Annotated in this window: 9 protein-coding genes and 1 tRNA gene; 9 read left to right on the top strand and 1 reads right to left on the bottom strand. The window is 68.3% G+C overall.

Annotated features, from left to right (window positions below; genetic code table 11):
* Window positions 1-311 precede the first annotated feature (311 nt).
* The 4 genes from ACFE7F_RS14610 (at window position 312) to ACFE7F_RS14595 (ending at window position 5,431) form a co-directional block, all read left to right on the top strand.
* Window positions 312-584: an HU family DNA-binding protein gene (locus ACFE7F_RS14610; protein ID WP_375404581.1), complete on the top strand. Its 273-nt coding sequence runs from the start codon at window positions 312-314 to the stop codon at window positions 582-584.
* A 70-nt stretch (window positions 585-654) separates the two neighbouring features.
* A tRNA-Val gene (locus ACFE7F_RS14605) sits at window positions 655-729 on the top strand.
* Window positions 730-978: 249 nt separating this feature from the next.
* Window positions 979-2,595, top strand: coding sequence for a hypothetical protein (locus ACFE7F_RS14600; RefSeq protein ID WP_375404580.1), 1,617 nt, complete (start codon window positions 979-981; stop codon window positions 2,593-2,595).
* A 61-nt stretch (window positions 2,596-2,656) separates the two neighbouring features.
* On the top strand, window positions 2,657-5,431 hold the full coding sequence (locus tag ACFE7F_RS14595) for a TonB-dependent receptor domain-containing protein (RefSeq protein ID WP_375404579.1): 2,775 nt from the start codon (window positions 2,657-2,659) through the stop codon (window positions 5,429-5,431).
* Window positions 5,432-5,581: 150 nt separating this feature from the next.
* Here the strand turns inward: ACFE7F_RS14595 and ACFE7F_RS14590 are convergent, their stop codons facing one another.
* Window positions 5,582-6,241 (bottom strand): prolyl hydroxylase family protein, encoded by a 660-nt coding sequence (locus tag ACFE7F_RS14590; protein ID WP_375404578.1) that lies wholly within the window; start codon window positions 6,239-6,241, stop codon window positions 5,582-5,584.
* Window positions 6,242-6,357: 116 nt separating this feature from the next.
* Between ACFE7F_RS14590 and ACFE7F_RS14585 the strand changes: the two genes are divergently transcribed.
* From ACFE7F_RS14585 to ACFE7F_RS14565, 5 genes are all read left to right on the top strand, one after another.
* Window positions 6,358-7,179 carry a type II secretion system protein N gene (locus tag ACFE7F_RS14585; RefSeq protein ID WP_375404577.1) on the top strand — a complete coding sequence of 274 codons (822 nt, stop codon included), beginning with the start codon at window positions 6,358-6,360 and terminating at the stop codon, window positions 7,177-7,179.
* Complete coding sequence (gene gspD / locus ACFE7F_RS14580) at window positions 7,176-9,380, top strand: type II secretion system secretin GspD (protein ID WP_375404576.1); 2,205 nt, start codon at window positions 7,176-7,178, stop codon at window positions 9,378-9,380. The genes ACFE7F_RS14585 and gspD overlap by 4 nt, the downstream gene beginning before the upstream one ends.
* 375 nt (window positions 9,381-9,755) lie before the next feature.
* On the top strand, window positions 9,756-11,312 hold the full coding sequence (locus ACFE7F_RS14575; RefSeq protein WP_375404583.1) for a GspE/PulE family protein: 1,557 nt from the start codon (window positions 9,756-9,758) through the stop codon (window positions 11,310-11,312).
* A gap of 119 nt (window positions 11,313-11,431) precedes the next feature.
* Window positions 11,432-12,658: a type II secretion system inner membrane protein GspF gene (gene gspF, locus ACFE7F_RS14570; protein WP_375404575.1), complete on the top strand. Its 1,227-nt coding sequence runs from the start codon at window positions 11,432-11,434 to the stop codon at window positions 12,656-12,658.
* 2 nt (window positions 12,659-12,660) lie between these two features.
* Window positions 12,661-12,814, top strand: a 154-nt coding sequence (locus ACFE7F_RS14565) for a type IV pilin protein (protein ID WP_375404582.1), incomplete at its 3' end; no start/stop codon positions are given.

The following is a 12,814-nucleotide window of genomic DNA, read 5'->3' as shown; positions in this document are numbered from 1 at the left end:
TCGATCAAGGACGGGCTCAAGATCATCCCCGTATCCCATGTCGACGAGGTGCTGCGGCTCGCACTGACCGAGCCGCTGGAAGCGATCGACTGGACCGACGCGGACGAACTCGCCGCCATGCCGCCGCCGGGCGTCGCGCCGGTCGGGGGCGAACTGCACCACTAGAGGACACAAAGGCTCCGGCCCGCCGCCGTTCATCCTGAACGGCGGCGGATTCGTTTGACAGTAGCCGGACCCCCCGGCTTATTGGTTCGCTGCGGCTGGGGGCAGGGGCCCTAAGCGCAACCGACATAGACAGGGGTTCTTTGGGCATGAACAAGCAGGAGTTGATCGTGGCCGTCGCCGACACGTCCGGGCTGACGAAGGGAGACGCGGTCAAGGCGGTCGAGTCGGTGTTCGACGCGATCTCGGGCGCGCTCAAGAAGGGCGAGGAGGTCCGGCTCGTCGGTTTCGGTACCTTCACCGTCTCCAAGCGCAAGGCGTCGACCGGCCGCAACCCGCGTACGGGCGAGCCAATGAGCATCAAGGCGTCGACCCAGCCTAAGTTCAAGGCGGGCAAGGGCCTGAAGGATGCGGTCAACTAAGGCGCTGGACACCAAGGCGCTGGACAGGGTGGCGGGCGCTGGCTAGACGCTCCGCTTCCGAACGGGTTTCGGGCGCGTAGCTCAGCGGTAGAGCACACCCTTCACACGGGTGGGGTCACAGGTTCAATCCCTGTCGCGCCCACCATATTGGGCCCGCCATCGCGAGATCGGCGGGCTTTTTTATTGTCGGTCGTCATTAACTCGTTAGCCGGCCGTCCGCGAGGCGCACGTGTGCGAAGTCACATATCGGTAACCATGCCGTCACACTCGCGACGCCGAACTTACCCGGACCCGTCATGAGCCACGCCTAGTCGCAGCGCTGAGATCGACAGGGGGAAAACCGAGTCGATCCCGGGCAACCGCCCGCACGCCAACGATCGACCGGGAGTCACACATGGCCAGCTTAAAGCGGATCAACCGCATCCTTCTCGCGGGCACCGCCTGCCTGGCCCTCGCGTCGTGCGACGGCTCCGACAGCGTCGCCTCGCCGGGCGAGGGCGTGCTGGTCGTGCCCGCCACGCCGGCTCCCACGCCGCCGCCGACCGTGACGCCGACGCCCACGCCGACCGCGACCCCTACGCCAACCTCCGGCCCCGCCGCGTCCTGCCCGGCGGGTACAACCGACGTGGGCGTGATCGGCACGGTGTATCGCAGCTGCCGCCTGCCTTCGCTGGTCGCCGGCGCGCTGTCGCTGCCGCGCGTGACGGGCGTCGCCTATGAGCTCAACGGCCGCGTGGACGTCGGCGTCGATACGGGTGCGACCGGCGCGATCGGCACGTCCGCGTCGCTGACCGTCGCGCCGGGCGTGGTCGTTTATGCGAACACCACCAATGCCGACAACGACTTCCTCGTAGTCAATCGCGGCTCGCGACTGGTGGCCGACGGGACCGAGGCGCTGCCGATCGTCTTCACGGCGCAGCAGAACCTGACCGGCGGCGTCACCGAGGACAGCCAGGGCCTGTGGGGCGGCATCATCCTTGCGGGCCGCGCGCCGATCTCCAACTGCCTCGCCTCTGGCGCGGTAGGCGGAAGCGCGCAGTGCGAGAACGTCGTCGAGGGCACCACGACGGCGCTGTATGGCGGCGCGACGCCGACCGACAATTCGGGCGTGGTCCGCTATGTCCAGATCCGCTATTCGGGCACCATCATCAGCCCGAACAACGAGCTGCAAGGGCTGACGCTCGGCGGTACGGGTTCGGGCACCGTCGTCGACCGCGTGCAGGTCCACAACAGCTCGGACGACGGCATCGAGATCTTCGGCGGGCGTACCAACCTGCGCTATCTGGCGATCACGGGCGCGGACGACGATGGGTTGGATACCGATGTGGGCTGGCAGGGCTTTGCGCAGTTCGTGCTCGCCATCCAGCGGCCCAACAACGCTACCGCCGACAATTATTCGACCGAGATCGACTCGAACGGCGCGGAGGACGCGCTGCCCCGCCAGCGTTACAACCTCGCCAACTTCACCTTCATCTCGACCTCGACCGCGACCAACGCGGCGATCCGCCTGCGCGGCGGCGCGGACGCGCGGTTCGTCAATGGGCTTGTGTCCAGCCCGGCCGCCTGCCTCAATATCGTGGCGGGCGCGAACAGCGCCACCGACAAGTCGACGATCCGCCCAGCCAATGCCGCGCTCGACGACCAGGGGCCGCCGGTCTTCAACTCGGTGCTGTTCAACTGCGCGACGCCGTTCGCCGAGACGACCGTGAACGGCATCACCGTCACGATCGCCGAGCAGCGCGCGGCGTTCACCGCGGCTCCGGGAAGCAACAACGTCGAGGCCGCCGGCGCGATCTTGAACGGCTTTACGCCAACCGGCGCGGCCACCACGGCGACCCCGTTCAACGCGTCGACGATCAACGCGCCCGGGTCGGCCTTCTTCGTGAGCACGACGTTCGTGGGCGCGGTGAACGGGGCGGCGGACACCAGCTTCCAGCGCTGGACCTGCAACTCGAACCGCGCGAACTTCGGCGCGAACAGCGCGACGTGCACGGTCGCGCCGGCCACCTGACCCGCATCGGCGGGCGACCGAGGGGGTCGCCCGCCAACACTATCCAGCGTTCGGGGCAGCCATGAAGATCACCATACTATCCGTCCTCCTCGCCAGCACCGCGTTCGCGCCCGCCGTCGCCTGGGGGCAGGCGAGCGGCGGCACCGGCGCGCCCACCAACAGCGGGGGCGTGGGTAGCGTGCCGACCGGCACCGGCGGCCAATCGAGCTCGCCCGCCGGCCAGTCCGTCGACCCTTCGGCGGGCGACACCGGCGCGGCGCAGGAGGAGGTGGAGATATCGGGGCCGGGCGGCACCGCCCCCGCCGAGGATATCGTCGTCACCGGATCGCGCATACCCAACGTCCAGCGGCGCTCGGCCGAAGTGGTCAGCGTCCTGTCGACCGCCGACATCGCCCGCACCGGCGAAGGCGATATCGCGGGCGCGCTCAGCCGCGTGACCGGCCTGTCGCTGGTGGGCAACGGCTTCGTCTATGTGCGTGGGCTCGGCGATCGGTATTCCTCATCGCTCCTGAACGGATCGCCGCTGCCCAGCCCCGAGCCGCTGCGTCGCGTCGTGCCGCTCGACATCTTTCCGACCAACGTCACCGCTTCGGCTGTCGTGCAGAAGACCTATTCGGTGAACTACCCGGCCGAGTTCGGCGGCGGCGTTATCAATCTGACAACGCGCGCGGTGCCCGACGAGTCGTTCCTCCAGATCGGCGGCTCGCTTGGCGCGGACACCGTCACGACGAGCGAGCTCGGCTATGTGTATGACGGCGGCACGCGCGACTGGACTGGCTACGACAGCGGTGTCCGCGACGTGCCGGGCTTCATCAAGGACGCAGGACTGGGCGGGCTGAGCGTCGACACGCCTAACGTCATAACCCTCAACAACGCGCAGACGTCGCTGCTGCTGCAGAACAACCAACTGCCGGCCAACTACTCCTACGAGGCAAGCTTCGGTACCTCGATCGACATCGGATCGGTGCGCTTCGGCGTGATCGGCACGGGCGGCCTGTCCAACGGTTGGCGCACCCGCAGCATCCGCCAGCAGGTCGCGACCGACGCGGACGCCAACATCGACAGCGATTTCCAGACCGGCCTCACCGACAACCGCGCGCTGGTGAACGGCCTGCTCGGATTCGGAGCGGAGTTCGGCGACAACCGCATTCGCTTCACCAACCTCTACATCCACGATACGCTGAAGCAAGGGCGTCTGGCGCGCGGCTTCACCGGCAATGTCGGCCCGATCGGGGCCGATCCGGCGGCGGTCGGCAACCCGAATGTCGGCGTCCAGCCTTTCATCGATCAGGCGACGCGGTGGTTCGAGCGCGAGCTGATCGACACGCAGCTGGTGGGCGAGTTCAAGTTCGGCGACGTGTCGTTCGACGCTCGCGGTGCTTACGCCAAGACCCGCCGCGACAGCCCCTACGAGCGTTCGTTCCGTTATGAATATGCGGGCGGCCAGATCAGGGACTACGTCAATCGCCTGAGCGGCTTGTCGGGCGCGGAGCTCGATTTCAGCGAGCTCGACGAGCGGCTTTATACCGGCCAAGCCAACCTTTCCTGGGCGGTGCCGTTCGACACCCCGTTCAACCTGTCAGCCGGGTATTTCTACAGTGACACCGAGCGCTCGTCGTCGCGCTTCGACTTCCGCTTCTTCGGCCGCAACCGTCAGGCGCTGACCGACGGGTCGGAGCAGTTGCGCCCCGATTTCCTGCTGTCGGACTTCAACGTCCAGCAAAACGGCATCACGCTGGTCAACGAGTCGACCGCGCAGGGATCGGCCGCCTACGATGCCTCGCTCAAGATCCATGCGGGCTATGCGCAGGTCGACGGCGAGATCACGACGGGTCTGCGTGCGCAGGTCGGCATCCGCTACGAAACCGCCAAGCAGCGCGTCCTGCCGCTCGGCGCGTTCGTCGGTACGCGGCTGGATAACGACTATTTCCTGCCCGCGGTCACGATTACCTATAACCTCGCGGACGACATGCAGGTGCGCGGCCATCTGTCCAAGACGATCGCGCGCCCGCAGTTCCGCGAGCTCGCACCGCAGCTTTATCAGGATTTCGAGTCGGACCGGCTGTTTTTCGGCAACCCGCTTCTGGTCGACTCCGAACTCTATAACGCCGAGCTTCGCTATGAATGGTTTTTCGCGCGCGATCAGCGGTTCGGCGCGTCGGGCTTTTACAAGCACATCGACAACCCGGTCGAGGCGGTCGCGTTCTTCGGCGGCGGCGACCGGCTTCAGACCGGCTTCGCCAACGCGCCGGAAGCGACGCTCTATGGCGGCGAGGCGGAGTTGCAGAGGTTCGTACCGCTGAGCGGCCTAGGCAACGACTTCCTCGCCTCGCGTCGGCTCGTGCTCATCGCCAACTATACCTACACCAAGTCCGAGCTGAAGGTCGGCGGCGAACTGATCCCCGACGTGTTCCAATCGTCGGCGCAGGTTCGCACGATCGCGGCCAACGCGTTGTTCCGCGACGGGGCCGCGTTGACGGGCCAGTCCGAGCACCTCGTCAACCTGCAGGTCGGGCTTGAGGATCCGAGCAAGCTGTCACAGGCCACCGTGCTGTTCACCTATGCGAGCAACCGCGCGACCAACCGCGGCCCCGTCCAGTCGGGCATCCGACTTCCCGACCTGATCGAACGCCCGGGCATCCGCCTCGACTTCGTGATGCGGCAGGGGATCAAGCTGCCCTATATCGACAAGCAGATCGACCTGAAGTTCGAGGCGCGCAACCTGACCGGCACCGGCTACCGCGAGTTCCAGACGTTCGAAAATGGCGCGCAGGTCGACAACAACCGCTACCGGCTGGGCCGCATCTTCTCGCTCGGTGCGAGCATCACGCTTTAAATATCGAGCCCTCTCCCGCTTTTGCGGGAGAGGGAAAGACGCGCAAAGCGCGGCGAGGGTGAGGGCCGGGCCTATCCGGGCGAGGTCCGCCCCTCACCCTGGCGCTCACGCGCCTGTCCCTCTCCCGCGAAAGCGGGAGAGGGTTGTTGCCTACGCCGGCCAGGGCCTTTCCCGGAACCACTTGGTCACGACGTACTTGACCCCGGCGCGCACCTTCATGCCCTGGTGCAGCGTCGCGGGGTTCAGGCTGCCGTTGGGGCGGCGGTTGTTCCAGGCGAGTAGCTTGCCGGTCTCCGGTGGCACGATCTTGCTGATCGCCTTGAACCGCGTCGCCCCGCCCGCATCGGGTTCGTTCAGATAGATCATCACGGTCCAAGTGCGATTGCCCGACGATCCGCAATAACGGTCATAGTCGGTACCAGTCGGCTCGAAATAGTCGGTATGGTCCTTGAACTCCTGGCCGACCGCATAGCGTTGCCCCTGGATCGGCTCGCCGTGCGCCGGGTCGAGCCCGGTCAGCGCCGTGATCCGCGCCTCCAGCTCCACCACGACCGGGTCGGACCGGTTCAGGTCGCCCGTCTCGCTCGTCCGGAAGTTCGCGTCGCCGTTGCGATCCGCGATCGTCGAGGGCCGGCGCACCGCGTCGATCCGCTCCACGACGGCCGCGCATAGATCAGGTTCCAGGAACGCGCGCCGGATGAACAGCGTCAGCTTGGGGCTCGGCACGCGCTGCACGCCGGGCAGCGCCGACAGGCGCGCGACGACGGGCTCGGACGGATGGCCCGAGCCGAGGGGGAAGGTGGGCGTCATGACGCCATCCTGCATCGGCCGGACGCCCGCCCGCAAGATCATCCGCGCGGGAACCCTTTGACGCAGCCCCGTAACATGGCGCATCTAGGGCGCACACCGGCGGGACGGGAATACCGATGCGATTGCAACTCGACGCGCGTGCGCGCCGCTGGCTTCAGCGGCTGCCCGTCGTCAATCTTTATTCGCTGGCCGAGCTGGCGCTGATGGCCGTGCTCGCCGCTCAGCTCGCGCGACTATTCTGGGCGATCGTCACGCCCGTCGACCCGCTGGGCGAATGGCGTCCGGCCGCCGTCGTCATCCCCGCCTCGCCGGTCGACACGCTCACCTCCTTCGACCCGTTCTTCCGGTTGAGCGGCGCTCAGGTCGGGCCGGCGGTGGTCACGTCGCTTCAGCTCAAACTGTTCGGCATCCGGATCGACGACGCGACCGGGCGCGGCGCGGCGATCGTCGCGGGTCCCGACGGGCTGCAACGCAGCGTCTCGGTCGGCGAAGAGGTGTCGCCCGGCGTGCGCCTGAGCGCGGTCGCATTCGACCACATCACGCTCGACCGCGGCGGCGCGAGCGAGGACCTGTTCCTCGACCAATCCACCCAAGCCACGCCGGTCGTCACGGGCCCGCCCCCGACCGCCAGTGGAACCGCCGGTCCCGCCGGGGTGCCCGTCGCCAACCTTCGTCAGGAAATCGGCTTCATCCCGCGCATCGACGGCGGCCGCCTTACCGGCCTCGTCCTGCGTTCGCAGGGCACGGGCTCGGCGTTCGCGCAGGCGGGGCTGCAGAACGGCGACGTCCTCACCTCGATCGCCGGTCGCCCCGTGACCGGTCCCGACGATTTCGACCGCATCGGCCGCGATTTCGCGAACGGCGGCAATGTCCCCATCAGCGTCGAGCGCGGCAGCCAGACGCTGCCCCTCGCCATCACGATCGCCCCGCCGCAATGAAGAAGTTTCCGTTACCATTACTCGGACTGGCGCTCGCGATTTCCGCGCCGGTCAACGCCCAGACCACCCTGAACGTCCGCGACGCCGACATCCGCGCCTTCATCGCCGACGCGGCCAAGGTCACGGGCCGCACCTTCATCATCGACAGCCGCGTCCAGGGCAAGGTGACGGTCGTCACCGACCGCCCGCTGTCCCGCCCCGAATATCTCGAGGTGTTCCTATCGACGCTGCGGGCGAACAATCTGATCGCGGTGCCGACCGCGAACGGCGCGTTCCGCGTCCAGCCGCTCGACGGCGCGGCGACTCAACCCACGCGAGTGGGTTCGTCCGGCGCGTCGCGCAACGCCTTCGTGACCGAGATCGTCCGCCTGCGCGCGATCGACGCGCAGTCCGCGCTCGACACGGTGCGCCCGCTCGTCAGCCAGCAGGGGTCCGTGACGGCCAACCGCGCGGGCAATTCGATCGTGCTGGTCGACTTCGCCGACAACATCCGCCGCATCCGCGAGGTGCTGCGCCGCGTCGACAGCGACAGCGCGTCGACGCGCGTGGTGACGCTCCAGAACGCGGGCGCGCGCGAGATCGCCGCCGCGCTCCAGGCGCTCGGCCAAGCCGGAGGCGGGCAGGGTGGAACCCAGAGCGCGTCGGTCGTCGCGGTCGAAAGCGCCAACTCGATCGCGCTCCGGGGCGACGCGCCCACCGTCACGCGCCTGGCCGCCATCGCCGCCGAACTCGACCGCAAGGCCCGGAACGGCACGGAGATCAGGGTCGTGTTCCTTGAGAACGCCGACGCCGAACAGCTGCTGCCCGTGCTCCAGCAGTTGGTGGGGCAGACGCCCGACCAGCCGACGCAGCAGACGCTCGGCCGCGGCAGCTTCGGTGGTTCGGGCGGGGCCGGGGGCGGCGCGGGCGTGGCCCCATCCGCGCCGGTCGGTGCACCCGCGCCGGTCGCCAGCGGCGGCGGGGGCGCGGCGGGTGGCGCGCCGCCCGCCATCTCGACGCAAGGGGGGCGTACCGCCGCCGTCGTAACCCGCTTCGCCGGCGCGAACGCGATCGTCATTGCCGCGCCCGCCGACATCCAGCGCCAGTTGAACGACGTCGTCCGCCAACTCGACACAAGGCGCGAGCAGGTGCTGGTCGAAGCGATCATCGCCGAGGTCTCGGACGCTACCGTCAACCGGCTCGGCGCGCAGTTCCTGCTAGGCGACCTTTCGGGCGGCGCGTTCGCGGCGTCGACCTACGCCAACACCGCGCCTAACATCCTGACCATCGCTGGGGCCATCGGCGCGCGCGAGATCGGCGGCACGAACACCACCGTCATCGGGGCCGACGGCACCCGCACGGAAACCAACACCGGCAACGCCGCTTCGGACCAGCTCGCCCAGTCCGCCATTCAGTCGATCCTGGGCACGTCGGGTGGGTTCGCAGGGTTCGGCGGCACGATCGGGTCGGCGGTGTTCGGGGCGATCATCAACGCGGTCAAGAGCGACACCACCTCCAACCTGCTCCAGCAGCCGCACCTGATCACGCTCGACAACCAGCAGGCGTCGAGCCTCGTCGGGCAGGAGATCCCGATCACGACGGGCCAGGCGCTGTCGAACAACTTCGACAACGCGTTCCGCACGGTGCAGCGCGAGAATGTCGGCATCCAGCTCGACGTCCGGCCGCAGATCAACGCGAGCGGCGCGGTCAAGCTCAACTTCCGGCTCGAGGTCAGCTCGATCGCGGGGCCCGTTTCGGCCGACAATTCGGAGCTGATCCTGAACAAGCGCGCGATCGAGAACAGCTTCGTCGTCGACAATGGCCAGATTGTCGTTATCGGCGGACTGCTCGACGATTCGGAGCGGCGCACGATCGAGAAGATCCCGTTCCTGGGCGACCTGCCCGGCATCGGCGCGCTGTTCCGTTCGAAGGCGCGGTCGCGCACCAAGACCAACCTGATGGTTTTCGTCCGCCCCACCATCCTGCGCACGGCCGCGGACAGCCGCCGACACACCGAACAACGCTACGGCTATCTGCGCAGCCTCCAGGGTTACGCCCAGCCCGACCAGGAACCCTCGATCGATCAGCTCGTGCGCGATTATATGGGCGCGGCCCCGCCGATCCCGTCCGCGCCGATGCCCGGCAACATCGAAGACCCGAATATCGCCGCGCCGGTACAGTATCAGCCCACGACGACGACCACGCGGGTGCGGCCGCGGTGAGTGCACCCGCTCGCACCACCCTCCTCCGTCATGCCGGACTTGTTCCGGCATCCATCGTTGGGCGAACCTGGCGAGGCGCGGGTACGCGCGACCATGGACCCCGGAACAAGTCCGGGGTGACGAAGTCGAAGGATGGCGCCGGTACGCCACGTTGTCTTCGTCGACATGGCGGCTTGGTGTAAAGGCCCGCTCGTGACCGATCCGCGCGCCATGCCCATCCCCGCCGCACTCCCCGGCGCGCTCCCCTTCGGCGGCGCGGCGACGGAGCGCGATGTGCTGATCCGGCGCGGCGGCGATGACGGCGATGAGGCGCTCGGCATCCTCCCCGCCGCCCATGCGACCGAGGTCGACGCGCTTGATCTCGCGGCCGGTGCGGTGTCGACCGACCGGGTGGTCGGGGCGTCGCCGGTTGCGCCGATCGTGCCCGTTCCGACGATCCCCTATCTGTTCGCCCGCCGGTTCGGCACCGTGTTACGCCATACCGGAGTCGACGGCCCGCTCACGATCGGCTTGCGCGAGGGAGCCGATCCGCGCGCGCTGATCGAGCTTCGCCGCCATCTCGCGCGGCCGTTCGATGTCGAGATCGTCGACGCGCCCGCCTTCGACCGGCTCCTGTCCGATGCCTACGCGATGGATGGCCAGGCCAACGCCCTCGCCGCGGTCGGGATGGGCGATGAGCTCGATCTGCTCGCGGGCGACCTGCCGACCGCCGAGGACCTGCTCGACACCGCCGACGACGCCCCCGCCATTCGCCTGATCAACGGCGTCATCGCCGACGCCGCGCGGAACGGCGTGTCGGACATCCATATCGAACCCTACGAGTCCGGTCTCGTCGTCCGCATGCGGATCGACGGCGTGCTGCGCGAGACGCTCCGCATGCCGCCGCACGTCGCACCCGTCGTGGTCAGCCGCATCAAGGTCATGTCGCGCCTCGACATTGCCGAGCGGCGCGTGCCGCAGGACGGGCGCATGGGCCTGACGCTCGGGGGCAAGCTCCTCGACGTGCGTGTCTCGACGCTTCCCAGCCGCGCGGGTGAGCGCGTCGTTCTCCGCATCCTCGACAAGGACAATGCCGGCATCGACATGGAGGCGCTGGGCCTCACCCCAGCCGTCGAACGCGTGCTGGCCGAGGTACTCGCCGAGCCCAACGGCGTGCTCCTCGTCACCGGTCCGACCGGGTCGGGCAAGACGACGACGCTCTATTCCGCGCTCCGCCGCCTGAACGACGGCAGCCGCAACATCCTGACGGTCGAGGACCCGGTCGAGTATGCGGTCGACGGTGTCGGCCAGACCCAGGTCAATCCCAAGGTCGGGCTGACCTTCGCCGCCGGCCTCCGCGCGATTTTGCGCCAGGACCCCGATGTCGTCATGGTCGGCGAGATCCGCGACCGCGAGACCGCCGAGATCGCGGTCCAGGCGTCTCTGACCGGTCACCTCGTCCTGTCCACGGTCCACACCAACGATGCGGTCGGCGCGATCACGCGCATGCGCGACATGAAGGTCGAGCCGTTCCTCCTCGCCTCGACGCTGCGCGCGGTCATCGCCCAGCGCCTCGTCCGCCGGCTGTGTTCCGACTGCCGCCGCGCCGTCCTCGCCCGCGACACGATCGCGCCGATGATGGGGATCGATCCCGAGACGATCGTTTACCAGCCCGCGGGCTGCGCGACCTGCAACCAGACCGGTTACAAGGGCCGCGTCGGCGTGTTCGAGGTGGTGCGCGTCGACGATACCATTCGCCGCCTGATCAACGAGACTGGCGACGAGTCCGCGATCGCCGCCCACGCCTTCGCGCGCTCCGATACGCTGGCGAGCGCCGCGCGCGAGCTGGTGCGACGCGGGGTGACGACGCCGGAGGAGGCCGTGCGCGTGGCGAGGCGCGACGCGGCGGACGTGCCGGATCCGGCGCTCGAACCGGAGTCGGTCGGTGGTTGAGGTCGACCTTCCTTTTCCGTTCGTGCCGAGCTTGTCGAAGCATCGTCCTTCTTCGACGATAGCAACAAGAACGACCCTTCGACGAGCCCAGGGCGAACGGAAACATGGGTCCACCGCCGATGGCTGATTTCGACTATCTGGCCATTGATACGCGCGGGCAGGAGCGGCGCGGGCATCTCGTCGCGGACACGCTGGAGTCGGCACGATCGGCGCTCGACGCCAAGCGGATGTATGTCGTGCGGCTGGAGCCGGGCTCCGCGCCGCCGCCCACCAAGGGCCGCCCGCTGTTCGGGCTCCAGCTCGGTACGCCCAAGATGTCGGGCAAGCAGCTGACGCTCTTCACGCGCCAGCTCGCCACGCTCAACAGCGTCTCGCCGCTTGAGGAGTCGCTTCGCACCATCACCCGCCAGACCGAGCAGGAGAGCGTCCGCGCGATCGTCGCGCAGGTCCATGCGGGCGTCGTCGAGGGCCGCCGCCTTGCCGACGCGATGGCCCGCGCGCCCAAGTCGTTCCCGCCGCTCTACCGCGCGATGGTCGCGGCGGGTGAGAGCTCGGGGACGCTGCCCACCATCCTCGAACGCCTCTCCGCGCTCCTCGAACGCCAGGCAGAGATCCGCGGCAAGATATTGACCGCGCTGGCTTATCCCATCATCCTCGCGGTCGTCGCGATGGGCGTCGTGCTCGCGTTGATGATGTTCGTCGTGCCGCAGGTCGTCGAGCAGTTCGACACCGTCGGCCAGGAGCTGCCGCTGCTGACGCGGATGGTGATCGCCCTGTCCGACTTCCTGGTCGGCTATTGGTGGGTCCTGATCCTTGGCGCGACCCTGGTGATCTTGGGCACCTGGTACGCGCTCAAGAACCCGGCGGTCCGCCTGTCGTTCGACAGCCGGATGCTGCGCCTGCCGCTGCTCGGCCGCCTGATCCGTGACCTCCATGCCGCCCGGCTCGCACGCACGCTCGGCACCATGGTCGCCAGCCGCCTGCCGCTGCTCGAAGGATTGACGCTGACGGCGGGCACCATCCACAACCGCCGGCTGCGCGCCGCGTCCGACGAGATCGTCGAGAACATTCGCGGCGGCGGCAGCCTGTCGACCGCGATGCGCCGCACCGGCGTCTTTCCCCCGCTGCTGACGTATCTCGCCGCGAGCGGGGAAGCGGCGGGACGGCTCGACGAGATGCTCGAACGCTCCGCCGATTACCTGGAAAAGGAGTTCGACCGTTTCACCGCGACGGCGCTCTCGCTCCTCGAGCCCGCGATCATCGTGCTGATGGGCGGCATCGTCGCGACCATCGTGCTGTCGATCCTGCTGCCGATCCTCCAACTCAACACTCTAGCCGGTCAGTGAACATGTCCCAGCGTACCGATCCCAAGAAGCGCCGCCGTCGCGAGAGCGGTTTCACCCCTCTGAGGCGTTCCGCCGAACACGGCTTCACGCTCGTCGAACTTATGGTGGTGGTCGTCATCATCGGCCTGCTCGCCACGATCGTCGCGCTCAACGTCC

Source organism: uncultured Sphingomonas sp., assembly GCF_964235535.1.
In the GTDB taxonomy this organism is placed as follows: Bacteria; Pseudomonadota; Alphaproteobacteria; order Sphingomonadales; family Sphingomonadaceae; genus Sphingomonas.
This window is presented reverse-complemented; position numbering and strand designations above follow the sequence as displayed.

Excerpts from the sequence above, each read along its gene's own strand:
- ACFE7F_RS14610 (WP_375404581.1), top strand. The coding sequence starts at position 312 with ATGAACAAGCAGGAGTTGATCGTGGCCGTCGCCGACACGTCCGGGCTG.
- ACFE7F_RS14600 (WP_375404580.1), top strand. The coding sequence starts at position 979 with ATGGCCAGCTTAAAGCGGATCAACCGCATCCTTCTCGCGGGCACCGCC.
- ACFE7F_RS14595 (WP_375404579.1), top strand. The coding sequence starts at position 2,657 with ATGAAGATCACCATACTATCCGTCCTCCTCGCCAGCACCGCGTTCGCG.
- ACFE7F_RS14590 (WP_375404578.1), bottom strand. The coding sequence starts at position 6,241 with ATGACGCCCACCTTCCCCCTCGGCTCGGGCCATCCGTCCGAGCCCGTC.
- ACFE7F_RS14585 (WP_375404577.1), top strand. The coding sequence starts at position 6,358 with ATGCGATTGCAACTCGACGCGCGTGCGCGCCGCTGGCTTCAGCGGCTG.
- gspD (WP_375404576.1), top strand. The coding sequence starts at position 7,176 with ATGAAGAAGTTTCCGTTACCATTACTCGGACTGGCGCTCGCGATTTCC.
- gspF (WP_375404575.1), top strand. The coding sequence starts at position 11,432 with ATGGCTGATTTCGACTATCTGGCCATTGATACGCGCGGGCAGGAGCGG.